This window comes from Oceaniglobus trochenteri (assembly GCF_020529025.1).
Lineage (GTDB): Bacteria > Pseudomonadota > Alphaproteobacteria > Rhodobacterales > Rhodobacteraceae > Oceaniglobus > Oceaniglobus trochenteri.
Genome location: NZ_JACNMM010000007.1, coordinates 22,110 through 46,032, shown reverse-complemented (window position 1 = coordinate 46,032; position 23,923 = coordinate 22,110). Strand labels below are relative to the sequence as shown.

Genomic DNA, 23,923 nt, shown 5'->3' with positions numbered 1-23,923 from the left:
CAGATTACAGAAGAAAGACCAGAAGTTTCTTGACAGGATCAGCCCATTAATTTGTATATGAAAGCGTCGCCCAAATATGGGTGAACAGACTAGCGAGGCCAGAGAGGCTTCAGGGGAGGAGAAACCATGATGAGTCGTTCAAGGATAACTCTGCTTGGCACCGGCTGCGCCGTCGCGCTGTTTGCCGGGGGGGCCATTGCACAGGATCTGCCGGGCAGCTTCGAGGGTGTCACCATCGACGCCAAGCTGATCGGCGGACAGCAGTACGAAAACCTGTATTCCCGCATCACCGAGTGGGAAGAGGCGACGGGTGCCAAGGTCAACGTGGTGTCCAAGAAGAACCACTTCGAGCTGGACCGCGAGATCAAGTCGGACATCGCCACCGGCAACCTGAGCTGGTGCGTCGGATCGAACCATTCGTCCTTCGCGCCGCAGTATCCGGGCATCTACACCGACCTGGCCGCGCTGCTGCCCGCCTCGGAGATCGAGGCTTTCGTGCCGGGCAACATCACCAGCGCCACGATCGACGGCAACCTCGTGATGCTGCCGCGCGCGCAGTTCGACGTCTCGGCGCTCTATTACCAGAAAGACCTCTACGAAGACGCCGACAAGGCCGCCGCCTTCGAAAAGGAATACGGCTATCCGCTGGCCGTGCCGGAAACCTGGGACGAGGTGCGCGACCAGGCGATCTTCTTCGCCAATCCGCCCGATTTCTACGGCACCCAGTACGCCGGCAAGGACGAGGCGATCAACGGCCGCTTCTATGAACTGCTGGTGGCCAATGGCGGTCAGTACCTGGATGACGAGGGCCGCCCGGCCTTCAACTCGCCCGCGGGTGTCGAGGCGCTGCAGTGGTTCGTCGACCTCTACCAGGCCAAGGCGGTTCCGGTCGGTGTGCCCAACTATCTGTGGGATGACATCGGCACCGGTTTCGCCAGCGGCACCGTGGCGCTGAACCTGGATTGGCCGGGCTGGATCGGCTTCTACAACGATCCGGAATCCAGCCAGATCGCGGGCAACGTCGGTGTTGCACCGCCGCCCAAGGGGTCGGCCGGGGTGCGTTCGGGCTGGTCGGGTTTCCACGGCTTCTCGGTCACGCAGGACTGCGCCAACAAGGAGGCCGCGGCATCGCTGGTCTGGTTCCTCACCAACGAGGACAGCCAGAAGCTGGAAAGCTCGGCAGGTCCGCTGCCCTCGCGCACTGCGGTGTGGGATCACGTGATCGAAGCCGCCAAGGGCGACGCCTACCGCTCGGAAGCGCTGGCCGCGTTCCAGACCGCTGCCGATACCGCTTTCGCCGTGCCGCAGACCGCAAGCTGGATCGAGATCTCGAACATGATCTTCCCCGAGCTTCAGGCCGCAATCCTGGGTGACAAGACGCCCCAGGAAGCGTTGGATGACGCCGCCGAAGAGGCGACGATCATCCTCGAGGATGCCGGCGAACTCTGATCGCCCAACCCAAGCAGGGGCCGCATTTCTGCGGCCCCTCACGTCTCTCAGCACGATTGGATGATCCATGAAGGCGACACGCCTGTCTCCGCACATTCTATTGCTGTTGCCTGCCGTGATCGTGCTGGCGGCCGTGGTCTTGTTTCCGCTGATCCTGTCGCTGTGGTCCAGCCTGACGCCGTTCCGGCTGACCCGGCCGGATTCGATCTATCAGTTCGTGGGCCTGCGCAATTACGAACGCATCTTCACCGACAGCGATTTCTGGTGGGCCTTCGGGCGCACGGTGCTGCTTCTGACGGTGGCGCTGAACCTTGAAATGGTGCTGGGCCTGGGCCTTGCGCTTCTGGTCGAACGGGCCAGCCGCGGCCAGCGCATCCTGCGCACGATCCTGATGTTCCCGATGATGTTCTCGCCCATTCTTGTCGGGTTCCAGTTCAAGTTCATCTTCAACGACAACGTCGGCCTGGTGAACAACGCCCTGCAATCCCTGGGGCTGACCGAAAGGGCCATTCCCTGGCTGATCGACGGTCAGCTTGCCTTCTTCGCCATCATGACCGCCGAGGTCTGGACCTCGACCGCCGTCTTCGCGATCTTCATCCTGGCCGGGCTGATGGCCATGCCGCGCGACCCGATCGAAGCGGCGCGCGTCGATGGCTGCACCCCCTGGCAGACCTTCCGCTATGTCACCTGGCCCTTCCTGATGCCCTTCGCCTTCATCGCCATGACCATCCGGTCACTCGACGTGGCACGGGCCTATGACATCATCAAGATCATGACCAACGGCGGCCCGGCCGGGCGGACCGAGGTCTTGTGGACCCTGATCGCGCGCACCGGTTACGGCGATTCCCGCATGGGGATGGCCAACGCCATGAGCTATGTCGCGATCCTTCTTTCGATCGCCTTTACCGCGATGTTCTTCCGCCAGTTGGCGAAGGCCCGCGCCCAGGTTGCAGGAGACTGGTGATGGACGCCAACCGCACCGCCCGCGCCAACAAGCTGTTGACGCGCTGGACCCTGAATTTCCTTCTGTTCCTGGCCATGGCGATCATCTGCCTGCCGGGGCTGTGGATTGTCCTCAACTCGTTCCGCCCGACGGTCGAGATCATGGCGAAACCCGCCATCTGGATCCCGCGCGAGATGAACTTCGACGCCTATATCGCGATGTTCTCGGGCATCGGGCAGGGCGGCATCCCGGTGATCGACTATTTCCGCAACTCGGTCATCATTTCGGTCACCTCGACGGTGATCGCGCTGGCCATCGGGATGGCGGGGGGATACGCCTTCGCGCGCTACCGCTTCCCCTACAAAAGCAGCTGGTTCCTGGGCCTGATGCTGACGCGCACCGTTCCGGGTATCGCGTTGTCGCTGCCGCTGTTCTTCGTCTATGCGAAGCTGGGGATCATCGACAGCCACTTCGGCATGATCCTGGTTTATGTCGCGATGAACGTGCCCTTCACCATCTGGCTGATCGACGGCTTCTTCCGCCAGGTGCCCAAGGATCTGGCCGAGGCGGCGCAGATCGACGGGTGCACCCGCTGGCAGGCCTTCTGGCAGGTCGAATTTCCGCTGGCCCGCCCCGGCATCGCCTCGGCCGGCATCTTCGCCTTCCTCACCTCGTGGAACGAATTCGCCCTGGCCAGCCAGCTGACCCGCTCGACCGCAAGCAAGACGCTTCCCGTGGGCCTGCTGGATTACACGGCCGAATTCACCATCGACTGGCGCGGCATGTGTGCGCTGGCCGTGGTGATGATCATCCCGGCGCTGCTGTTGACCTACGCGGTGCAGAAACATCTGGTTTCGGGCCTTACCTCGGGCGCGATCAAGGGCTGACGCCCACTGAATTCGATCAAGGAAATGACATGGCCGATCTGACGCTGAGCAAGCTAGACAAGAACTACGGCGCGTTCCACGCGGTTAAGGGAATAGATCTGTCCGTGCAGGACGGGGAATTCGTGGCGCTTGTCGGGCCTTCGGGCTGTGGCAAATCCACGACCCTGCGGATGATCGCGGGGCTGGAGGACATCACCAGCGGCGAGATCCGTATCGGTGACAGGGTGGTGAACGACCTGCCGCCGCGGGCGCGCAACATCTCGATGGTGTTCCAGTCCTATGCGCTTTACCCCCACATGACCGTGGGCGAGAACATGGGCTTCACCCTGAAAATCGCGGGCAAGCCGAAGTCCGAGATCGACACCGCCGTGGCCGAGGCCGCGCGGGTGCTGGAGATCGAGACGCTGCTCGATCGCCGCCCGGCCCAGCTTTCGGGTGGTCAGCGTCAGCGCGTCGCCATGGGCCGCGCCATCGTGCGCAACCCCGACGTGTTCCTGTTCGACGAACCGCTGTCGAACCTCGACGCGAAACTGCGCGGCCAGATGCGCACCGAAATCAAGCGCCTGCATGCGCGGCTGGAATCGACGATCATCTACGTCACCCACGACCAGGTCGAAGCGATGACCCTGGCCGACCGCATCGTCATCATGAAGGATGGCAACATCGAACAGGTCGGCACCCCGGACGAAGTGTTCAACCGCCCCGCCTCGCGCTTTGTGGCCGGCTTCATCGGCTCGCCCCCCATGAACATGACCGAGGCGACGGTCGATGGCGGCAGGTTGCGCCTGCCTGACGGATCGCACCTTCCCATGCCGCCGGGGTTCGACGTGGCCGATGGGCGCGAGGTGGTGTTCGGGCTGCGCCCCGATGACATCTATCCCGAGGGCCATGGCATCGACACCGTCGAGGGCCGCGAGCTGGCCGAGCAGGATCTGGAGGTGTCGCTCTCCGAACCGCTTGGAAACGAGACGCTGCTTTTCGTCTCGGTCGGCGGTGCGGAATGGACATCGCGCATGTTGAACCCGCGCGATGTGCGGCGTGGCACGGTCCTGCCCTTCCGTCTGAACCTGTCGCGCGCCCATCTTTTCGACGCTGCCAGCGGCGTCAGCCTGCGAAAGGACGCCTGATGGCCCGCATCGAACGAATCCAGCTTTCCATGGTCGACCTGGTGCCGATGGTGAAACGCACCGACGCGATCCAGAGCTTCGAATCCCAGGAAACGCCCATGGTGACGATCACCGATTCCGATGGCGCGACGGGCATCGGGTATTCCTATACCATCGGCACCGGCGGATCGTCGGTCATGCGCCTGCTGGCCGATCACCTTTGCCCGCGCCTTCTGGGCAAGGATGCCAGCGCGGTCGAGGCGATCTGGCACGAACTGGAATTCGCCACCCATGCCACCACCATCGGCGCGATCACCTCCATCGCGCTGGCGGCCATCGACACGGCCCTGTGGGATCTGCGCTGCCGCAAGGCGGGGCTGCCCCTGTGGCGGATGGCCGGGGGCGCGCACCCTGCCGCGCCCTGTTACACCACCGAGGGCGGATGGCTGCACATCGCCCCCGAAGCCCTGATCGAAGATGCCCTGGCCGCCCGCGAAAAGGGCTTTACCGGATCGAAGGTGAAGATCGGCAAGCCCACCGCCGCCGAGGACGTGGCCCGCATCTCGGCCATGCGCGACGCCCTCGGGAGCGGTTACGAGATCATGACCGACGCCAACCAGGCCTTCTCGCGCGACACCGCCCGCCGCCGGGCCGAGGCGCTGCGCCCCTTCGATCTGGCCTGGATCGAAGAGCCCATGGCCGCCGACGACATCCAGGGCCATGTCGATCTGGCCGCCGCCGCCGCCATGCCCGTCGCCGTGGGCGAAAGCCTCTATTCGGTGCGTCATTTCGCTGAATATATCGCCCGGGGCGGGGCCTCGATCATCCAGGTCGATGCGGGCCGGATCGGCGGCATCACGCCCTGGCTGAAGGTGGCGCATATGGCCGAGTGTTTCGACATTCCGGTCTGCCCGCATTTCCTGATGGAACTGCATGTCAGCCTTGTCTGCGCCGTGCAGAACGGGCGCTATGTCGAATACATCCCGCAACTGAACGAGATCACCAACAGCGGTGTGACCATCAAGGACGGCATGGCCCAGGCCCCCGAGACACCGGGCATCGGCATCGACTGGGATCACGACGCCCTGAAGGCCCGCGCCGTCGAGGAATTCAACCGCGACATCCGGGAGGGAAAATAATGGTCAGAATGGGATCGGTCATCGGGGTGCGCCCTGAACATATCGCAGAATACAAACGCCTTCACGCCGATGTCTGGCCCGGCGTGTTGAAAACCATCAGCGAATGCAACATCCGCAACTACGTCATCTACCTGCGCGAACCGGAAAACCTGCTGTTCGCGCATTTTGAATATCACGGTGACGACTGGGCGGCCGACGCGGCAAAGATGGCCGCCGATCCGGTGACGCAGGACTGGTGGAAAATCTGCATGCCTCAACAGCGCAAGCTGGACACCGCCGGGGAAGACGACTGGTGGGCCCCCATGGAAGAAGTGTTCTTCCATGAGTGATGCCGACCTGCGCCAAAGCTGGCCCGCCCCTTCAAGGAAGCGGCCCATCGTCATCTTCGGCGCCGGGTCCATCGTCAGCGATGCCCATCTGCCCGCCTATGCCATGGGCGGTTACACCATCGCGGGCATCCACGACCCCGACATGGACAAGGCCGCCCGCCTGGCCGAAGCGAACGGCACCCGCGCCCTGACCCTGGACCAGGCCCTTTCGGTCGAGGATGCGGTCTTTGACCTGGCCACCCCGCCCGCCGTCCACGCCGAGATCCTGGCGCGGCTGCCCAAGGGGGCGCCGGCGCTGATCCAGAAACCCATGGGCGCCGACCTGACCGGCGCGACCGAGGTTCTTAAGGTCTGCCGCGCGCGCGAATTGCAGGCGGTCGTCAATTTCCAGTTGCGTTTCGCGCCGATGATGGTGGCGCTGAAGGATGCCGTCGATCGCGGCATGCTGGGGCGGATCGTCGATGTGGAAATGCACGGCGTTCTCGACACACCCTGGGGGCTTTGGAAGTTCCTTGAAGGTTTGCCGCGGATCGAGATCACGATGCATTCGATCCATTATCTTGACCTGATCCGCCATTTCCTGGGCGATCCGACAGGAGTCCAGGCCAAGACCATCGGCCATCCGAACCATGATGTGTCGCAGACCCGCACCTCGGCCATTCTGGATTATGGCGACGAGGTGCGTTGCACGCTTTCGGTCAACCACGACTGGCCCTTCGGGCGCGACCACCAGGTTTGCGAACTGCGCGTCGCGGGCACCGAGGGCGCGGCCTGGCTGCAAATGGGCGTCAACCTGGATTACCCGCGTGGTGAGCCTGACCGCCTGCGCCTGAAGCCCAAAGGCGGCGACTGGCACGAGGTCGACCTGACCGGCGCCTGGTTCCCCCATGGGTTCCTGGGCCGGATGAACAACCTGCAACGTGCCGCGGGCGGCGAAGAACCCCTGATCGCCACGGTCGAGGACGCCTGGCGCACCATGGCCCTTGTCGAGGCGGCCTATGAATCCTCGGCCTATCCCATGACCCCCTTGAAGGACCTGCCCTGATGGAACGCCCCCGCCACTTCGAAGACTACGAGATCGGCGATGGCCGCACCACCATGGGGCGCACGATCACCGAAACCGACTTTGTCGTCCATGCCGGGCATACGGGCGATTTCTTCCCGCATCACATGGATGCCGAGTTCATGGCGAAATCGGAATTCGGCGGCCGGATCGCCCACGGCACGATGATCTTTGCCATCGGCATCGGCCTCACCGCGACCGAGGTGAACCCGCTGGCGTTTTCCTATGGCTATGACCGGCTGCGGTTCGTCCGGCCGGTGTTCATTGGCGACACGATCCGCACCCGCCTCACGTTCGACCGCAAGGAAGACGACCCCAAGCGCCCCGGCTCGGGCCGCCTGTTCGAGAAGGTCGAGGTGATCAACCAGCACGACGAAGTGGTGCTGGCCTGCGAGCATATCTACATCGTCGAACGCCGACCCGCCGAGGGCTGAGCCGTCATCGGTGGCTTTCACCCTACCGCAAGGCGCCGGTGATCCGCATCACTCCGTCTTCCAGCGCGCCGTCCACGCGAAAGACTTCGCGCATGATCTTGCGGGTCAGAACCTCGTCTGGCCGCCCGGTCGCCACATGGCGGCCCTCGTGCATGACGGTGACGGTGTCGCAATAGCGGGCGGCCAGCGTGAGATCGTGAAAGGTGGCGATCACGGTGCTGCCCCGCGCCCGGATCGCATCAAGCAGCAGGATCTGATAGCACAGGTCAAGGTGATTGGCCGGTTCGTCCAGGATATGAAGCGCGGGATCGCGGGCCAGGATCTGGGCGATATGGGTGCGCTGCCGCTCTCCGCCGGACAGAAGCGCCGCCTCGCTGTCGGCCATGTCGTGCAGCCCGGTCAGGTGCAGGGCCTCGTCCATCCTTGCGGTGCGGTCCTCGGGGCTTAGCGGCAGGTTCATCAGCCCGATTTCGACGACATCGCGGATCGTCAGCCCCTGAAGGCTGCCGCCCTCCTGCACCAGCGCGCCCACTGTCCGGGTCCAATCGGGGCGGGCCCAGTCATTGATCGGGGTTCCCGCGATCCGCACAAGCCCGGCATCCGCCGCCCGCGCGCGGTAAAGCACGCGCAGCAGGGTTGTCTTGCCCGCCCCGTTCGGCCCCAGCAGGCCGTGGAACGACCCGCGCTTCACCGTCAGGCTGAAATCCCGCACCCGGGGCCTGCCACCCAACGAGACATTCAGCCCCTCGATCTGAACCATGGGATCAGAAGGCATGGCGCACCCGCCGCAGGATCAGGATGAAGGGGGGGGCCGCGAAAATGGCCAGCAACACGCCAAGGGGCATTTCTTCGGGCGCCAGGACGACGCGGCACAGCAGGTCGACTACCACCAGCACCAGCGCCCCCAGCACCAGCGCAAGCGGGATCAGCGCGCGGTGCCGCCCGCCCGCCAGAAGCCGTGCCATATGCGGCACGATCAGCCCGACGAAGCCGACGATGCCCACAGTCGCCACCGACAGCCCGGCCAGCAGCGCCACGGCGCCGAAGACGATCAGGCGGAAGCGGCGCACGGGAACGCCCAGGGCCATGGCGCGTTCATCGCCCAGAAGAAGCGCGTCCAGCGTCTGCGCCCGGACACCGGCGAAAAGCGTCACGATGGCCAGCGCCGCGACGGGCAGCCAAAGATCGCGCCAGCCGGTGCCCGCCGCCGTTCCCATGAGCCAGCCAAGCGCCGAGCGCGTGGCGCGCGGATCGCCGACGTAAAGGAAGAAGGCCGTCAGCGACTGGAACATCAGCGACACCGCGACCCCCGCGAGGATCACCACCAGCGGCGCCATAATCGCCCCGCGCCGGAACGACAGGCCCAGGGTCAGGCTGAAGGCCAGAAGCGCGCCAAGGAAGGCGATCAGCGGCACCCCCATCGTGGCGGCAACCCAAGGCGGCAACCACAGGATTGCCCCCACCGCCGCCGCCGAGGCGCCCGAGGACAGGCCCATGAGGTAGGGATCGGCCAGCGGATTGTGCAGCACGGTCTGCATCATCACCCCCGCCAGGGCCAGGCTTGCCCCCACCGTGGCCACGGCCAGAACCCGGGGCAGGCGCCATTCCCAGAGGATCAGCGACAGGCTGCGCGGTGCATCGGCGGTGCGCATCAGCGCCGCCCAGCGGTCGGACCACGAGGCCTCGGCCGTGCCGAAGAAGACGCCTGCCAGAATGGCCAGCGCCAGGACCAGCGTGGTGATGAACGTGGGGCGGCGCATGGGCTCAGGGCAGGGCGGCAAGCTGTGCCGACAGGTTTTCAAGCCCGTCGGCGAACTGCATTCCCAGCACGGTCTGGGAAAAGGGCAGGGTGACGAAGCGTCCTTTGCGCACGGCGTCGAGTTCCGAAAGCACCGGGTCGGCCTCCATGTAGGCGCGTTTCTCGGCGGCGCCGGACCAGTCGGCATCGATCAGAACGATCACCTCGGGGTTGTCCTGCACCACCCGCTCCCAGCTCAGATCGACCCAGCGCCCCTCAAGGTCGGCGGCAATGTTGACCAGTCCCACGGTTTCGACCAGGACGCCGGGCCCGCCACAACAGCCGATGGAATAGGGCGTTTCCGCGCCGCTGTCATAGATGAAGGCGGTGCGCCCGTCGCCGGCGTTGTTACGCGATGCCGCGTCAAGCCGCGCCTGCGTCTGCGCGATCAGCCGGTCGGCCCGTTCCCCGACCCCGAAAATGTCGCCGATAACGCGGATGTCCTTCAGGATCGGCGCAGTGGTCGGCGGCACATCCTTGGGGTTGGTGGCGTCGCACGAGGCATCGACAAGATAGGTGCCGATGCCGCGCGCGTGCCATTCCGCCTCGGGGCCCAGGTTGTCCTCGGAAAAGGCCGAACCGAAGCCCGCAAAAAGGAAATCCGGCCGCGCGGTGATGACGACCTCGCGCGCGGGGTATCGTTCGGCCAGAACCGGGACCTTGTCATAGGCGTCTTTCCAGCGGGGCAGGATCGTGTCGTCCATGTAGGCGGTGCCCACCATGCGGTCTTCCAGCCCGAGGGCAAGCATCACCTCGGTGGCCTGCTGGTTCAGGGTCACGGCGCGTTCTGGGGGCGTGTCGAAGGTGAAACTGCCGCCGCAGCTTTGCACGCTGGCCTCTTGCGCGGCAAGGGCGGTGGACACCAGCGGCAGAAGGATGGCCCCCGCTACGACATCACGCAATTTCATGGGGTTCTCCTGTCGTGAAGGTCTGAAGGTCGGGCAGGGGGCGGTTGCGGCGCAGCACCACTTCGGCAAAGCGGCGCACCGCCGGGGCGTCGGGTAGGCGAAACCATTCGGCGCGCGGATAGACCACGACGACAGGCCCCGCGTTGCAGGGGAAAAGACAGCCGGTGGCGGTGACAAGGCAGTCGTCCTCGATCCGAAGGCGGCTGATCTCGGCCTTCAGCAGGCCCAGCAGATCGGGGGCATCGCGCAGGTGGCATCGCGGCCCGGTGCAGACAAGAACGTGGTGGCGGTGGCGGGGCGGGGCATCCCACCCCTTGCCGGCGCTGCCGCGCGGCATGGGGGCGATTGGCACCCGCGTGACGGGCGCGCGCACCAGCGCCGATAGAACGGCGTCGTCCTGCGACGCGTCGTCGGTGATCCACAGGCGGCAGTTCGCGTTTTCGGGCCGGGCCAGCCATTCGCCCGCCGCACCGGGCAGCCATGTCATCAGGCTTTGGGAAAACGGCAGACCCACCGGGCGCAGGGTGATGTCGCGCACCCCCTCGGCCAGCAGGGCCGCCAGGGCCTGCCACAGGCCCATGCCGTCACGCTCAAGCCGGATGGCCGCGGCGTGCCCCTCGGTTGCGGCGCAAATGCCGTCCATGACAGCGCGCAGCCTGCGCCCGCTCACGTAGGATTGCGATATCAGATAAAGGGTGGCCTGCACCGTGCTCTCCCGCGGGGCGGGTCGGGCAAACAGGGTCTGGCACGGACATGGTCCATCATCAGCTGTCTCCTTCGGACGCCCCGTCCGAATGTGTTAACACCTGATGGCAGGTCTCCTGACTTGCGGGTCATCGCTTGGCCAACCTTCCCGGGAACTGTCCCAGTGGCATGTCTGGCTTCGCTATCCGCTCACAGTTGCGGGGGCAGTCACGGTCTCGGCGCCTCTGGGCTTTTCCTCACCGTATTCCCTTTTCATCCCGGCACCGCTTTGGATGCCGAGAACCATCGCGCCCTTGATGGCAGTTCGCGCCCGGCAGGGCAAGCCGCTTGTCCCGCGCTGCCAAACGACACTCCCAATTCTGGTCTAGACAATTTCCGAATTCTCGCATATTGGTTGGTCCAATAATGACAAGAAGACGCTGTAATCAACGGGAGGAGCCCAGAATGATCGGAATTTCACGAAGAACAATTCTTGCGACGGTGGCAGGGGCGTTGTCGCTGGCCATGCCGGTTGGACCAATTGGTGCAGGTGCCGCCGCAGCCCAGGATTTCCCGGCCAAGCCGATCGAGGTGATCGTGCCGTTCAAGCCGGGTGGCCGCACCGACGTGGTGGCGCGTCTCATGGGTGAGAAGATCCAGGAAAACGGCTGGCTGTCGCAGCCCATGGCCGTGGTGAACGCCGATGGCGGGGCCGGGGCCAATGCGGTCAACCGGATGCAGCGCGGCGATGACGATGGCCATACCATCGTTCACTGGCACCACCAGGCGCTGATCGCCATGGCGATGGAGTTGGGCGACTTCAGCCTCGATGACTTCAAGTCCATCGGCTATACCGGCGGTGGCAGCCCGGTCTGGGTGGTCAATGCCGACAGCGAATTCCAGACCATGGAAGACCTGGTCGCGCACCTCAAGGCCGATCCGCGCAGCCTGGTGGAAGCGGTGGGCATTGGCACCATCCCGCATTTCGTCGGCGCCATGCTGGCCAAGGAAGCCGGCTTTGAAACCCGCTATGTGACGGCCAACTCGGGGGCCGACCGCCTGCGCCTGATCCTGGGGGGCAACGCCGATATCGCGCTGTTCGCCGCGTCGGAATACCTGGCCCAGGGCGAAGGGCTGCGTCCGCTGGTCTATTTCGGGCGCGAACGCCTGCCCGATCTGCCCGATGTGCCGACGGCGATCGAGCTTGGCTATGACGTGTCCTGGGCCAACCCCAACTGGTGGCTGGCTCCGGCATCCACCCCGGATGAGAATGTTGCCATCCTGGCCGATGCGCTGGAAAAGGCGATCAACGATCCCGAAATCATCGAGTATTTCGAAAGCAACACGCTTCAGCCTTACTGGACCCCGGGCGCCGAGGCGATGGAGGACGCAACCAAGCAACTCAACGCGCTCAAGGCCATCGCCGAGACGATCAACTGAGCTGACCAAGCGGCGGGCCGATTGCGGCCCGCCTGCCGGAGGACGATGAATGACAGAAGCCACGCGCCGCTCGATCGCCGATCTGGTCCTTTCGCTTCTGGTGGCGGGTGGGGCGGTGATCCTGTTCATCGGGGCCGCTGACCTGCCGCCGCCGCGCTTTGAACCCCTGGGTTCCGCCGCATTGCCGCGCATTCTGGGCGCCCTGCTTCTCTTGTTCGCGGCGATCCTTGCCCTGCGCGCCGGGCTGCGGTTGCACCGCGGCTGGGTTGCGCCCAAGGCCGAGGTAAACGGCGCCGACCCGCGCAAGGGGTTCGCGGTGCTGCTGGCGCTGATCCTCTATGTTCTGGCGCTGGACGTGCTGCGGGTTCCCTTCGTTGCGGCCACCACGGTTTTCGTGGTGGTGGTGGGGCTAAGCATCGGCGCAAGAAACTGGCGCAACCTTCTGGTCTTTGCCGGACTGGGGCTTGTCCTTTCGCTGGCGATCTCGACGATCCTCAGCCGTTTTCTTTTCATCACGATCGGATAACCGATGGTCGACGCCTTCTTCCTTCTTTTCGAATGGCAGAACCTGCTGTTCCTTTTCATCGGAACCGCCCTTGGCATCGTCGTGGGCGCGATTCCGGGGCTGACCGCCTCGATGCTGATCGCGCTGACGCTGCCGCTGACCTTCCACATGGACCCGGTCAGCGCGGTGACGCTGCTGATCGGCGAATATGTCGGCGGCATTTCGGGCGGGCTGATCACCGCGATCCTTCTGAGGATGCCCGGCACGCCCGCCTCCATCGTGACCACCTTCGACGGCTATCCCATGGCGATGCAGGGCAAGGCCGAACGCGCCCTTGCGCTGGGGATCATGGCCTCGGTTGTGGGTGGCATCATCTCCTGGGGGTTCCTGGCGGGCATGTCCCCTGCGCTGGCGCGCTTTGCGCTGCAGTTCGGGCCCTGGGAATACTTCACGCTGGTGCTGATGGCGCTGGTGATGCTGGCCGTCCTGTCGCAGGGGTCGCTGACAAAGGGGCTTCTGGCGGCGACGCTGGGCATGGCCTTTGCCCTGCCCGGGATCGACAGTTCCATTGGCCAGGCCCGCCTGACCTTCGGGTCCAGCACCATGTTGTCGGGGTTCGGGCTTTTGCCTGTGTTGATCGGGGCCTTCGCGATCAGCCAGATCCTGCGCGATGCCGCCACCCCGCAAAGCAGCACGACAATGGCGATTCCCAAGAAACGCCTGCCGATCTATCGCAGCGATGTGCGCTATGCCGGGAAACTTCTGCGCGGTTCGGTGATCGGCACCTGGATCGGGCTTTTGCCGGGCATCGGCGCGAACATTGCCGCGCTCATGTCCTATTCCACGGAAAAGCAGCTTTCACCCGAGCCCGAGAAGTTCGGTACGGGGCATGAACCCGGGGTCATCGCGGCGGAAAGCGCCAACAACGCCTCGATCGGCGGTGCGCTGATCCCGCTGATCACCATGGGCATCCCCGGAAGCGTCACCGAGGCGATCCTGATCGGGGCGCTGACCATCCACAACCTGCAACCCGGCCCGTTGCTGTTTCAGAATGCCCCCGAGATCGCCTATGGCATCATCGCGGCCTATCTTGTGGCCAATGTGCTGATGCTGATGCTGATGTGGGGCACGGTGCGCTATATCGCCCAGATCGTGCGCCTTCCGCGTTCGGGGCTGATGGCGGTGATCCTGGTGTTCTGCGTCACCGGCTCCTACGCCGTGAATTCCAGCTTTGCCGATGTCTGGGTCATGGTGGCCTTTGGCGTCATCGGCCTGGGGTTGGAGTTCTGCCGCGTGCCCCTTGGCCCCTTCGTGATCGGCTTCGTGCTCAGCCCCATCGCCGAGGAACAGCTGCGCGCCTCGCTGATGATGTCGGATGGCGATGTCACCGAAATCCTCTCGCGGCCCTATGCGCTGCTGTTCCTGGCGCTGGCCATCCTGACCGTCGCCTGGCCCTATGTCTTCGCCCGGATGAGAAAGGGTGAAAACGCCGCGAAGGGGGAATCGTCATGAGCCTGCTGGACCTGCCCACGGGCAGCCGCCGCTATCTTCAGATCGCCCGCCAACTGGCCGGCGAAATCCAGAATGGCCGCTATGCCTCAGGCGAACGCCTGCCACCCGAGCGCGAGCTTGCCCAGACCCTTGATGTCAGCCGCACCACCGTGCGCGAGGCCCTGCTGGCGCTGGAAATCATGCGGTTCATCGAAATCAAGGTCGGCGCGGGGGTCTATGTTCTGGATGCCTCGGCGCGGGCGCGCGGGGACCTTGCCGAACCGGATTCGGCCGCGCCCTCCGAGGTTCTGGCCGCCCGCCGCCTGGTCGAGGCGGAAACCGCCGCGCTTGCCGCCAGCAGCGCCACCCCCGCCCAGCTGGAAGCCATGCACGAGGCGAACGAAAGGATGGCCGCGAACATCGACAATATCGCCCGCTTCGATGCCGCCGACGCCCTCTTTCATCAGCGCGTCGCCGAGGCCGCGGGCAACGACGTGCTTTCAGGCTTCGTGTCACAGCTTTGGCGCATGCGCGAAAGCAAGATGTGGGCCTTCTGGTACGATCAGACCCGCCATCCCGGCAACCGCCGCCAGTCGGTCGAGGATCACAGGGTCATCCTGCGGGCCTTCGAACGTCGGTCGCCCGATGCGGCCCGCACCGCCATGCAATCGCACCTGGATGTCCTGGCCAACCGCTTCTACGAACTCAAACTCTGAAGGACCTGCAATGTCCAATGCTCCCGACATCGTCTTCATCATCACCGATCAACAGCGCTATGACACGATCCGCGCCCTGGGTGCGTCGCACATGGATACGCCCAACATCGACCGGCTGGTGGAAACCGGTGTCAACTTTGAACAATGCCATGTGACCGCGCCGTCCTGCGTGCCCTGCCGCGCCAGCCTGTTCACCGGTTATTACCCGCATACCAACGGCGTTCTGGCCAACGGCCAGCCCTGGAGCCGCACCTGGGTGTCGGACCTGGCCGATGCGGGGTATCACTGTGTCAACATCGGCAAGATGCACACGATTCCCTATGACGCCAAGGCCGGGTTCCACGAAAGGTTCGTGGTCGAGAACAAGGACCGGTTTCTTGAAGGGCGCTGGTTCTTCGATGAATGGGACAAGGCGCTGGCCACCCACGGCCTGAAGAAGCAGCAGCGCGAGGAATACCGCAAGCGGCCCGATTACAAGGACCGGCTGGGCGCCTTCACCTGGGATCTTGCGCCCGCGCTGCAATCGGACAACTTCATCGGCGAAACCACATGCTGGTGGCTGGAAACCAAGCCGGTCGAAAAGCCGCTGTTCCTTGTCGTCGGTTTTCCCGGGCCCCATCCGCCCTATGACCCGACCCCCGAGATGGCCGAGAAATACATGGCGCGCGATGTGCCGCTGCCCGATGTCACGGACGAAGACCTAGAAAACCTGGCCGCGCCATGGATCGAGAAGCGCAGTCATGATGTCGAGGTCGATCATGACAGCGTGGCCTGGAAGCTGAAGCCCACGACAGACGAACTGAAGCGGATGCGCGCCTATTACTATGCCAACTGCGAGATGATCGACACCCAGGTCGGCCATATCCTGGACCGCCTGAAAAAACGCGGCAACATGGACAACACCATCGTCATCTTCACCTCGGATCACGGCGACAACCTGGGCGATCACGGGCTGAGCCAGAAGTGGGCGCCCTATGACGAGGTGACCCGTGTTCCCATGATCATCTCGGCGCCGAACCGTTTTGACGGCGGGCGCAATGTCGAAGAGATGGTCCAGCTTTTCGATCTGGGGCCGACGATCCTTGAATGGGCCGGCGTCACGCCCGATGGCTCGTACGAGGCCGTTTCGCTGAACCCGGCCCTTGAGGGCAAGCCCTTCGAGGGCCGCAGCCACGTCTTTTGCGAACAGGCGGGCGATGTGAACATGACCGGCGCCAGCTATCTGACCATGGTGCGTTCCAGAACGCACAAGCTGGTGCGGTTTCGCGGATCGGACGAGGGGCAGCTTTTCGACCTGGTCGCCGACCCGGGCGAACGGCGGAACCTCTGGAACGATCCCGGGGCGGGGGAGATCAAGCAGGGCCTGTTGAATGCCATGCTGGATTTCCACCTTGAAAGCGCGGTGCAGACCCGGAACGCGCGGCGGCTGATCGTGGCGCCCCAGGGGGCCGAGGCCATGCAGTAACGGACCGGCCTGCCTCAGAGGTCTTCGCCGAATGTCTCGCAAACCTGGGTCCAGGCCTGTTCGAGATGCCGGCGCAGGGCCTCTTCGGCGGCGTCCGGATCGCGCATGAGGATGCCGTCCAGGATCTGGACATGCGCCCCATGGTTGGCCTTGTTGCGTTCGTGCAGCCGGGGCATCCGTGACCATTGCGGCGCAAGCCAAGTGACATAGGCCTTGTGCAGGGCGGGAAGCACCGGGTTGCGCGGAATCTCGTACAGCAGCGCGTGAAAGGCCCGGTCGGTGCGGTAGAATTCATCGCTGTCGTCGATGGCCGCCTCGTTCGCCTCAAGCGCCGCCTTCAGCGCCGCGATATCGTCGCGTTGGGCCTGCTGCGCCGCCTGACGGACCAGCGCGGATTCGACAAGGATGCGGGTATCGAACAGGTTCTTCACGCCGCCGGCATTCTTCAACAGGTGGCTGACCACCGTCTCCAGCGCCGAGATCGCGGCGTCATAGCCGGGTTTGCGCACGATGGGGCGATGGCGCGGGCGGGCTTCCAGAAGACCCTGCTTTGACAGGGCCTGCACCGCCTCGCGGACGACGGTGCGGCTGATGCCGAATTCCTCCATCAGAAGGCGTTCGGGGGGCAGGGGGGTGCCGTCGGAATATTCGCCGGCCTGGATTTTCGCGGACAGCCGGCGCACCACCGAATCGGCGGCGCGGCCCGTTCCGTTCTCGCTGGTCTCTGGCATCAAGGTTTCGGTCTCCGTCTCTGGCTGAGCGTCACGATACATCCATCACGAGGTCGGCGCACCTGTCCCCGAGCATCATCGCGGGGGCCTGTGTGTTTCCGGCATTGATGTCAGGCATCGCCGACAGGTCGCAGACGCGCAACCCTTCGATCCCGCGCACCCGCATCCGCGGATCGAGAACGGCCATCGAATCGCCGTCGCGCCCCATGCGGGCGGTCCCGGCGGGGTGATAGTTGGTCTTCACGAAGCGGCGGCAATGCGCCCTGAGGCCTTCGGTGTCGCGCTGGCCCTGTGCCGGCAGCATCACCTGGTCTATCCGCCCGGCCAGGGGTGATTGTTCGAAGGCCCGCAGGAAATACCGTTGCCCCGCGATCATCGCTTCCATGTCGGCCGGATCCTTCAGCAGGTTGGGCGAAACCAGCGGCATCGCTGCCGGGTCGGCCGAGGCAAGCCGCACCTCGCCGCGCGACCGGGGCTTGACGACGACGGTGGTGACCGTCAGGCCGTGACCTTCCTCGACCAGGTCACGGGTGTCGCGGTCGACATAGACGATGGGCACGCAAAAGGCCTGGATCGTCGGCTCGCCCTCGGGGTTGTCGGGGTTGACGAAGGCGCCCGCCTCGACCCCTGCCGATGTGACGGGCCCCGAGCCGAACAGCTTGAACTGCAACCCGTTGCGCACCATGCGCCAGCCTTCGCCCTGCTTGTAATACCCGTAGGGCCCGTTGACCCGCGCGGTGATCGGCACCTCGGGATGATCGACAAGGTTCTGGCCGACGCCGGGCAGATCGGCAATGCAATCGATCCCGTGATCGGCCAGGTGGGCCGCCGGCCCGATGCCCGACAGCATGAGCACCTTGGGCGTGACAAGCGACCCGGCCGAAAGGATCACCTCGCCGCCGCAGCGCACCTGGTGTTCGCCAGACCCGTCGCGATAGGTGACACCGACCGCGCGCCCGTTCTCGATGTCGATGCGCGACACCTCCGAGCGGAGCCGGACGGTCAGGTTGGGGTTGTTCTCTTGCGGGGTGACATAGGCATAGGCCGCGGATGAGCGCCGCCCGTTGCGGTTCATGAACTGGTAGAAGCCGACGCCGTTCTGCCGCGCCCCGTTGAAATCATGGGTAAAAGGCAGGCCCAGCCCCTGAACCGCCTGAACGAAAAGGCGTGACAGGCCGTCGATATGTCCGGGGTCCGACACCAGAAGAGGGCCGTCCGCGCCATGGCGTTCGTCCTGCAGGCGGTTGTTGCCCTCCATCCGGCGAAAATGCGGCAGAACCGCATCCCACCCCCAATCCACCGGATCGTTCGATCCGTGCAGAAGCCGCTGCCAGGCGTCGTAATCGGACGGGCGGCCGCGCATGTAGACCTGGGCGTTGACCGAAGACCCGCCCCCAAGGACGTGCCCCTGCGGAATGTCGTGCACCCGCCCGTCCAGATGCGCCTGCGGCACCGTCTTGTGATAGCGCATGAACCGGGTGCCGTTGATCATCTTGAAGATGCCCGGCGGCATGTCCAGAAGCGGGTGGCGGTTGGAATATCCGGCCTCCAGCAGCAGCACCTTCGCGCCCCCCTCCGAGGCGAGTCGTCCTGCCGCAACGCACCCCGCGGCGCCGCCACCGATGACGATATGGTCAAACTCTTCCACCCGGACTCTCCCCATTTAGACGTACCAAATGCACGGGCTATTCTGGGCATATATCCTGAAAAATGGCAATATCGGAAAAATCTGTTGACGCGGGGCAGATTTGCGTGAATGTTCCCCATAGTTTGGTCGTACCAAAGGAATGAAGATGGATTTCGCTCTCTCCAAAGCCCTCGAAGCGCAGATGCTGATTGGCGGTCAGTGGGTCGCGCCGGCCCGGGGGGCGCGGATCGAGGTCGAGAATCCGGCAGACCAGGGGGTGATCGGCACGATTCCCGATGGCACCCGCGATGATGCGGCGCGTGCCGTGGCCGCCGCCCGCGCGGCGCAGCCCGCCTGGGCCGCGCGCCCCGCCATCGAACGGGGCCGCGCCGTGCGCAGGCTGGCCGGGCTGATCGGTGACCGTGCCGAGGATCTGGCAAGGCTCATCACGCGCGAGCAGGGCAAGCCGATCGGCCAGGCCCGCGGCGAGGTGGGGGCCGTCGTGGGTTTCCTGGAATACGCCGCCGAGAATGCCCGCAGGATCGAGGGTGACATCATCGCCTCGGACAACCCGGACGAGGAGATCCATATCCGCCGTCACCCCCATGGCGTGGTCGTCGGCCTGACCGCCTGGAACTATCCGGCGGCGCTTGCGGCGCGCAAGATCGGTCCGGCCCTGGTGGCGGGCAACACCTTTGTCCTGCTGGCCCACGAGATCACGCCTTTCTCGGGGCTTTTCATCGCAGCCCTTGCCGAACAGGCCGGCATTCCCGCCGGGGTCGTCAACGTGGTGACGGGGCGGGGCGCCGTCGTGGGCCAGGCGCTGGTCGAACATCCGGATACCGGCCTGATCACCATGACCGGAAGCAACCGGGCCGGGCGCGACATCTTTCGCGCGGCGGCCGACGGTATGAAGGTGCTGCGGCTGGAACTGGGCGGCAAGGCCCCCTTCATCGTGATGGAGGACGCCGAGATCGACCGGGCTGTCGCCGCGGCGGTCACGGCCCGCTACACCAATTGCGGTCAGATCTGCACCTGCAACGAAAGGATGTACCTGCACCGCGACATCGCGGACGAATTCCTGGAGAAATTCGTCGCGGCCTCGGCGGCGCTGAGCATCGGCGATCCGATGAACGACCCCGACATCGGCCCCAAGGTCAGCGGGCCCGAGGTGGAGAAGGTGAAGGCGATCGTCGACGCCGCGGTGGCCGAGGGGGCCGAGGTTCTGCTGGAGGGCGGGCCGCTTCGCGAGGGCGACTATGCCAGGGGGCACTGGTATGCGCCCACGGTTCTTGAACTCAGGGACAACACATCTCCGGTCATCGGGCAGGAGGTTTTCGGCCCCGTGGTGCCGGCCGTCCGCGTGCCCGATTTCGATACCGCGCTGCAAATGGCCAACGACACCGATTTCGGGCTGTCGGCCTATGTCTTCACGCAGGATCACCGCCGCCTGATGCAGACGCCTTATCGGCTGAACTTCGGAGAAATCTACGTCAACCGGGCCAACGGCGAACAGTTTCAGGCCTTTCACAACGGCTGGGGCCACTCGGGGCTGGGGGGCGAGGACGGAAAATACGGTTTCGACGGGTATCTGCGCAAGCAGACCCTTTACATGAACTGGGCCTGACCCGGTTTGCTGCGGCCGGGTCTGTCCGGTCGTTCTTTTGGGAGGAAGACTTATGAAAAGACGCAATCTATTGCTGGGCACGGCCCTGTCGGGGCTGGTGGCGCTGACTGCCGGGCTGGCCACGGCCGAAACGCCGCCCCTTGCCCAGAAGGAACGCTACAAGGTGGGCTTTGCCCAGATGGAATCCAACAATCCTTGGCGGATCGCGGAAACCAAATCGTTCCACGAGACCGCCGAGGCCTGCAACTGGGATCTGATCGCGACCGATGCCGCCGGTTCGGCGGCCAAGCAGGTTGCCGATGTCGATTCCATGATCGCGCAGGGTATCGACGTGCTGTTCCTGCCCCCGCGCGAGGAAAAGCCGCTTCTTCCTGCCGTGATGAAGGCGAAGGCCGCCGGCATTCCGACCTTCCTTGTCGACCGGTCGGTCGATCCTGCCGTGGCCAAGCCGGGCGAACATTTCGTGGCCTTTCTGGGGTCTGACTTCGTGGAACAGGGCAAGCGCGCCGCCGAATGGCTGATCGAGAACTTCGAGGGCGACACCGGCGTCATCGTCGAGCTAGAGGGCACCACCGGGTCATCCCCCGCCAATGACCGCAAGAAGGGGTTTGACGACCGCATCGCCAAGGATGACCGCTTCGAGATCGTGGCCAGCCAGACCGGCGATTTCGCCCGCGACATGGGCCGGCAGGTGATGGAGACACTGCTTCAGGCGCATCCCGACGTGAACGTGGTCTATGCCCACAACGACGAGATGGCGATTGGTGCGATCCAGGCGCTGGAACTGGCCGGGCGCAAGCCGGGCGAGGACGTGACCATCGTTTCGATCGACGGCACCCGCGACGCGCTTCAGGCGATCATCGACGGCAAGATGGGCGTGACGGTCGAAAGCTCTCCGTTCTTTGGCCCGCTGGCCTGCGAGGTGATGAAGAAATACGCGGCGGGCGAAGAGATCCCGGGCTGGGTGCAGGTCGAAGACCGGGTTTTCACCAGCGACAACGCGGCCGACCACATCGACGAAGCCTACTGAGGTTTCGCACCGGGAGGGCGCGCATGCGCGCCCCCCGCTCTTCTCACGATCGGACAGGACATGAATGACCTCATCCAGATGACGGGCATCGGTAAATCCTTTGCCGGAATCATCGCCTTGCAGAACACCAGCCTCGCGATCCGCCCCGGCGAGGTTCACGCGATCATCGGTCAGAACGGCGCGGGAAAATCCACGCTGATCAAGATTCTGACGGGGGTCTATCGGCGCGACGAGGGCGAAGTGCGGATGAACGGGAAACCGCTGGCCATCTCCACCCCGCGCGAGGCGCAGGATGCCGGGATCGCGACCATCTACCAGGAGCTGAGCCTGGTGCCCCTGCGCAGCGTGACCGAAAACGTCGTGATGGGGTACGAACCGCGCAATCGGCTGGGATTGATCGACTGGAAGGCGGCCCATGCCCGCACCCGCGAGATCCTGGCCCGTTTCGGCGTGAAGGTGGATGTCACCCGCCAACTGGGCAGCTATTCGACCGCGATCCAGCAGCTTGTGGCCATCGCGCGGGCGGTGTCGCTGGAGGCAAAGCTGGTCATCATGGACGAGGCGACATCCTCGCTGGACGACCAGGAGATCGAGACGCTGTTTTCTGTGGTGCGCAATCTCAGGGAGTCGGGCGTGGCGGTGCTCTATATCTCGCACTTCCTGGACGAGCTTTACCGCATCTGCGACCGGGTCACGATCATGCGCGACGGTCGGACGGTGGCCACCCACGATGTGGCGCAGACGACAAAGCTGGGGCTTGTGTCCGAAATGCTGGGCCGGGATGCGCGCGAGATCCAGGCCGTCGGACTGACCGCGCTGTCGGGCGGGCATGGCCAGCCGGGCGAGGTATTGCTGGAAGCACAGGACATGCGCAGCCGCACGGGTCTGCGCGGGGCCTCGGTGACTGTCCGCAGGCGTGAAATCGTCGGGCTGGGCGGGCTTCTCGGTTCGGGGCGGACCGAGGCCGCGCGCGCCATCTTTGGCCTCGATCCCCTGACCGGCGGGCGTGTCGTCCATCACGGCGGCGTGCGGATCGACAACCCCGCCCAGGCCATCGCGCTTGGCATGGGATTCCTGACCGAGGATCGCAAGGCCGACGGCATCATCCCGCACATGTCGGTGCGCGAGAACATCTCGCTGGCCCTGCTGCCACGGCTCAGGCGGCTGGGGGCGGTCGATCGGGCGCGCGAACGCAAGCTGGCGCAGCATTACATCGACGCGCTTCAGATCAAGACCGCGGGCATGGAGCAGCCGATCCGCGAATTGTCGGGGGGCAACCAGCAGAAGGTCCTGCTGGCCCGCTGGCTGGCGCTGGAGCCCGAGATCCTGATCCTGGACGAACCCACACGCGGTGTCGATGTCGGCGCGAAATTCGAGATCCAGTCGATCATCCGCAAGCAGGTTGCCCAGGGGCTGGCGGTGCTGCTCATCAGTTCCGAGTTCGAGGAACTGGTCGAGGGCGCGGACCGGATCGTGGTTCTGCAGGACGGCCGTTCGGTAAGCGAGTTGCAGAACCCCGGCGTCACCGAAGACGCCCTCATCGGGGCCATTGCCCATCAGCATGAAAGGAACGTCGCGTGACCCAGGCCCTTGCTCAGTTGCAGCAGCGGTTCGATCCGTCGCGCCATGGCGCTCTTGTGGCGCTGGCGGTCATCCTTCTTTTCAATCTTGCGGTGACGCCCAATTTTCTTCAGGCGCAGACGCTTTTCGTCAATATCAGCCAGGTGGCGACCATTGCCATCGTGGCCATGGGAATGACGCTTGTCATTGCCACAGGTGGCATCGACCTGAGCGTCGGTGCGATCATGGCGCTGGCCGGGGCGCTGGCGCCGCTGATCTTCCTGTCCGATTTCGCCACGGCCAATCCTGCGCTGGGGCTTCTGGCCGCGATCGTCGTGCCGATCCTTGTCGCGCTTTGCTGCGGCGTCTTCAATGGCGTGCTGGTCACTTACCTGAATGTCCAGCCCATCGTGGCAACCCTGATCTTCTTCATCTCGGGGCGCGGCCTGGCGCAGGTGCTGACCAATGGCAACCTGCAGACCTTCTCGAACCCTTCGTTCAGCTATCTTGGCACCGGCAAGGTGCTGGGCCTGCCGTTCCAGGGCTGGTTGGTGCTGGTGATCGCGCTGGTGCTGTTCTGGGTCGTGACGCGATCGGTCTTCGGTCGCCAGCTTCTGGCGGTGGGGGGCAATGAACGTGCTGCGCGACTTGCCGGTATTCCGGTGAACCGGGTCAAGATCGGGGCCTATGTCATCTGCGCGGGGCTGTCGGGTCTTGCCGGGCTGATCGTCGTGGCGATCAACTCGGCCTCTGATGCCGCGCGGATCGGAACCCTGATGGAACTGGACGCCATCGCCGCCGCCGTGGTGGGGGGCACGCTGCTGCAGGGGGGGCGCGCGCCGATCTTCGGCGCCATCCTGGGCGCGGTCATCATCCAACTGGTGAAATACACGCTTCTGGCGAATGGCATCGCGGATGAGGTCGCGCTGATCGCCAAGGCCGGGATCATCATCGCGGCCGTCTATCTGCAACAAGCCCGCAAGGAGTAAGT

23 protein-coding genes and 1 riboswitch are annotated in these 23,923 nt (G+C 64.8%); of the genes, 17 read left to right on the top strand and 6 right to left on the bottom strand.

Annotated features, from left to right (window positions below; translation table 11 throughout):
* Nucleotides 1-126 precede the first annotated feature (126 nt).
* The 8 genes from H7828_RS12905 to H7828_RS12870 all read left to right on the top strand — a co-directional run bounded on the left by H7828_RS12905 (nt 127) and on the right by H7828_RS12870 (nt 7,350).
* Nucleotides 127-1,449: an ABC transporter substrate-binding protein gene (locus H7828_RS12905; RefSeq protein WP_226781458.1), complete on the top strand. Its 1,323-nt coding sequence runs from the start codon at nt 127-129 to the stop codon at nt 1,447-1,449.
* A gap of 67 nt (nt 1,450-1,516) precedes the next feature.
* Entirely contained in the window at nt 1,517-2,413 is an 897-nt protein-coding gene (locus H7828_RS12900; RefSeq protein ID WP_226781457.1) for a carbohydrate ABC transporter permease, read from the top strand.
* Nucleotides 2,413-3,279, top strand: a complete 867-nt coding sequence (locus H7828_RS12895) for a carbohydrate ABC transporter permease (RefSeq protein ID WP_226781456.1) — start codon at nt 2,413-2,415, stop codon at nt 3,277-3,279. The genes H7828_RS12900 and H7828_RS12895 overlap by 1 nt, the downstream gene beginning before the upstream one ends.
* A 29-nt stretch (nt 3,280-3,308) precedes the next feature.
* Nucleotides 3,309-4,406: an ABC transporter ATP-binding protein gene (locus H7828_RS12890; RefSeq protein WP_226781455.1), complete on the top strand. Its 1,098-nt coding sequence runs from the start codon at nt 3,309-3,311 to the stop codon at nt 4,404-4,406.
* Entirely contained in the window at nt 4,406-5,524 is a 1,119-nt protein-coding gene (locus H7828_RS12885) for a mandelate racemase/muconate lactonizing enzyme family protein (RefSeq protein ID WP_226781454.1), read from the top strand. Before H7828_RS12890 ends, H7828_RS12885 begins: the two co-directional genes overlap by 1 nt.
* A complete protein-coding gene (locus H7828_RS12880) occupies nt 5,524-5,853 on the top strand; it encodes an L-rhamnose mutarotase (RefSeq protein WP_226781453.1) in 330 nt (109 codons plus the stop codon). Before H7828_RS12885 ends, H7828_RS12880 begins: the two co-directional genes overlap by 1 nt.
* Complete coding sequence (locus H7828_RS12875) at nt 5,846-6,898, top strand: Gfo/Idh/MocA family protein (RefSeq protein WP_226781452.1); 1,053 nt, start codon at nt 5,846-5,848, stop codon at nt 6,896-6,898. Before H7828_RS12880 ends, H7828_RS12875 begins: the two co-directional genes overlap by 8 nt.
* Entirely contained in the window at nt 6,898-7,350 is a 453-nt protein-coding gene (locus tag H7828_RS12870; protein ID WP_226781451.1) for a MaoC/PaaZ C-terminal domain-containing protein, read from the top strand. The genes H7828_RS12875 and H7828_RS12870 overlap by 1 nt, the downstream gene beginning before the upstream one ends.
* A gap of 22 nt (nt 7,351-7,372) precedes the next feature.
* Here H7828_RS12870 and H7828_RS12865 read toward each other — a convergent pair whose 3' ends face one another.
* From H7828_RS12865 to H7828_RS12850, 4 genes are read right to left on the bottom strand one after another with little or no spacing between them, the layout of a single operon-like run.
* On the bottom strand, nt 7,373-8,125 hold the full coding sequence (locus H7828_RS12865; RefSeq protein WP_226781450.1) for an ABC transporter ATP-binding protein: 753 nt from the start codon (nt 8,123-8,125) through the stop codon (nt 7,373-7,375).
* Nucleotides 8,115-9,110: a FecCD family ABC transporter permease gene (locus H7828_RS12860; RefSeq protein ID WP_226781449.1), complete on the bottom strand. Its 996-nt coding sequence runs from the start codon at nt 9,108-9,110 to the stop codon at nt 8,115-8,117. The genes H7828_RS12865 and H7828_RS12860 overlap by 11 nt, the downstream gene beginning before the upstream one ends.
* Before the next feature lie 4 nt (nt 9,111-9,114).
* Complete coding sequence (locus H7828_RS12855; protein ID WP_226781448.1) at nt 9,115-10,056, bottom strand: ABC transporter substrate-binding protein; 942 nt, start codon at nt 10,054-10,056, stop codon at nt 9,115-9,117.
* Complete coding sequence (locus H7828_RS12850) at nt 10,043-10,762, bottom strand: (2Fe-2S) ferredoxin domain-containing protein (RefSeq protein ID WP_226781447.1); 720 nt, start codon at nt 10,760-10,762, stop codon at nt 10,043-10,045. Before H7828_RS12850 ends, H7828_RS12855 begins: the two co-directional genes overlap by 14 nt.
* Nucleotides 10,763-10,850: 88 nt before the next feature.
* Nucleotides 10,851-11,063: riboswitch (cobalamin riboswitch) on the bottom strand.
* 142 nt (nt 11,064-11,205) lie between these two features.
* Here H7828_RS12850 and H7828_RS12845 point away from each other — a divergent pair.
* The 5 genes from H7828_RS12845 to H7828_RS12825 are packed head-to-tail and all read left to right on the top strand — an operon-like array spanning nt 11,206 to nt 16,357.
* A complete protein-coding gene (locus tag H7828_RS12845) occupies nt 11,206-12,180 on the top strand; it encodes a Bug family tripartite tricarboxylate transporter substrate binding protein (protein ID WP_226781446.1) in 975 nt (324 codons plus the stop codon).
* 49 nt (nt 12,181-12,229) lie between these two features.
* Nucleotides 12,230-12,706, top strand: coding sequence for a tripartite tricarboxylate transporter TctB family protein (locus H7828_RS12840; RefSeq protein WP_226781445.1), 477 nt, complete (start codon nt 12,230-12,232; stop codon nt 12,704-12,706).
* Nucleotides 12,707-12,709: 3 nt separating this feature from the next.
* A complete protein-coding gene (locus tag H7828_RS12835; protein ID WP_226781444.1) occupies nt 12,710-14,197 on the top strand; it encodes a tripartite tricarboxylate transporter permease in 1,488 nt (495 codons plus the stop codon).
* On the top strand, nt 14,194-14,892 hold the full coding sequence (locus tag H7828_RS12830) for a FadR/GntR family transcriptional regulator (protein WP_226781443.1): 699 nt from the start codon (nt 14,194-14,196) through the stop codon (nt 14,890-14,892). Before H7828_RS12835 ends, H7828_RS12830 begins: the two co-directional genes overlap by 4 nt.
* Nucleotides 14,893-14,902: 10 nt before the next feature.
* Entirely contained in the window at nt 14,903-16,357 is a 1,455-nt protein-coding gene (locus H7828_RS12825) for a sulfatase family protein (RefSeq protein WP_226781442.1), read from the top strand.
* 14 nt (nt 16,358-16,371) lie between these two features.
* Here H7828_RS12825 and H7828_RS12820 read toward each other — a convergent pair whose 3' ends face one another.
* Nucleotides 16,372-17,088 carry an FCD domain-containing protein gene (locus H7828_RS12820; RefSeq protein WP_226781441.1) on the bottom strand — a complete coding sequence of 239 codons (717 nt, stop codon included), beginning with the start codon at nt 17,086-17,088 and terminating at the stop codon, nt 16,372-16,374.
* Between the two features lie 31 nt (nt 17,089-17,119).
* Nucleotides 17,120-18,736: a GMC family oxidoreductase gene (locus tag H7828_RS12815; RefSeq protein ID WP_226781440.1), complete on the bottom strand. Its 1,617-nt coding sequence runs from the start codon at nt 18,734-18,736 to the stop codon at nt 17,120-17,122.
* 145 nt (nt 18,737-18,881) lie between these two features.
* Between H7828_RS12815 and H7828_RS12810 the strand changes: the two genes are divergently transcribed.
* From H7828_RS12810 to H7828_RS12795, 4 genes are read left to right on the top strand one after another with little or no spacing between them, the layout of a single operon-like run.
* Nucleotides 18,882-20,342 carry an aldehyde dehydrogenase family protein gene (locus tag H7828_RS12810; protein WP_226781439.1) on the top strand — a complete coding sequence of 487 codons (1,461 nt, stop codon included), beginning with the start codon at nt 18,882-18,884 and terminating at the stop codon, nt 20,340-20,342.
* 52 nt (nt 20,343-20,394) lie between these two features.
* On the top strand, nt 20,395-21,372 hold the full coding sequence (locus tag H7828_RS12805; RefSeq protein WP_226781438.1) for an ABC transporter substrate-binding protein: 978 nt from the start codon (nt 20,395-20,397) through the stop codon (nt 21,370-21,372).
* Nucleotides 21,373-21,432: 60 nt separating this feature from the next.
* Nucleotides 21,433-22,953, top strand: coding sequence for a sugar ABC transporter ATP-binding protein (locus H7828_RS12800; RefSeq protein WP_226781437.1), 1,521 nt, complete (start codon nt 21,433-21,435; stop codon nt 22,951-22,953).
* The gene (locus tag H7828_RS12795) at nt 22,950-23,921 is read left to right on the top strand and encodes an ABC transporter permease (protein ID WP_226781436.1); all 972 of its coding nucleotides are present in this window, start codon (nt 22,950-22,952) and stop codon (nt 23,919-23,921) included. Before H7828_RS12800 ends, H7828_RS12795 begins: the two co-directional genes overlap by 4 nt.
* Nucleotides 23,922-23,923: the final 2 nt, after the last annotated feature.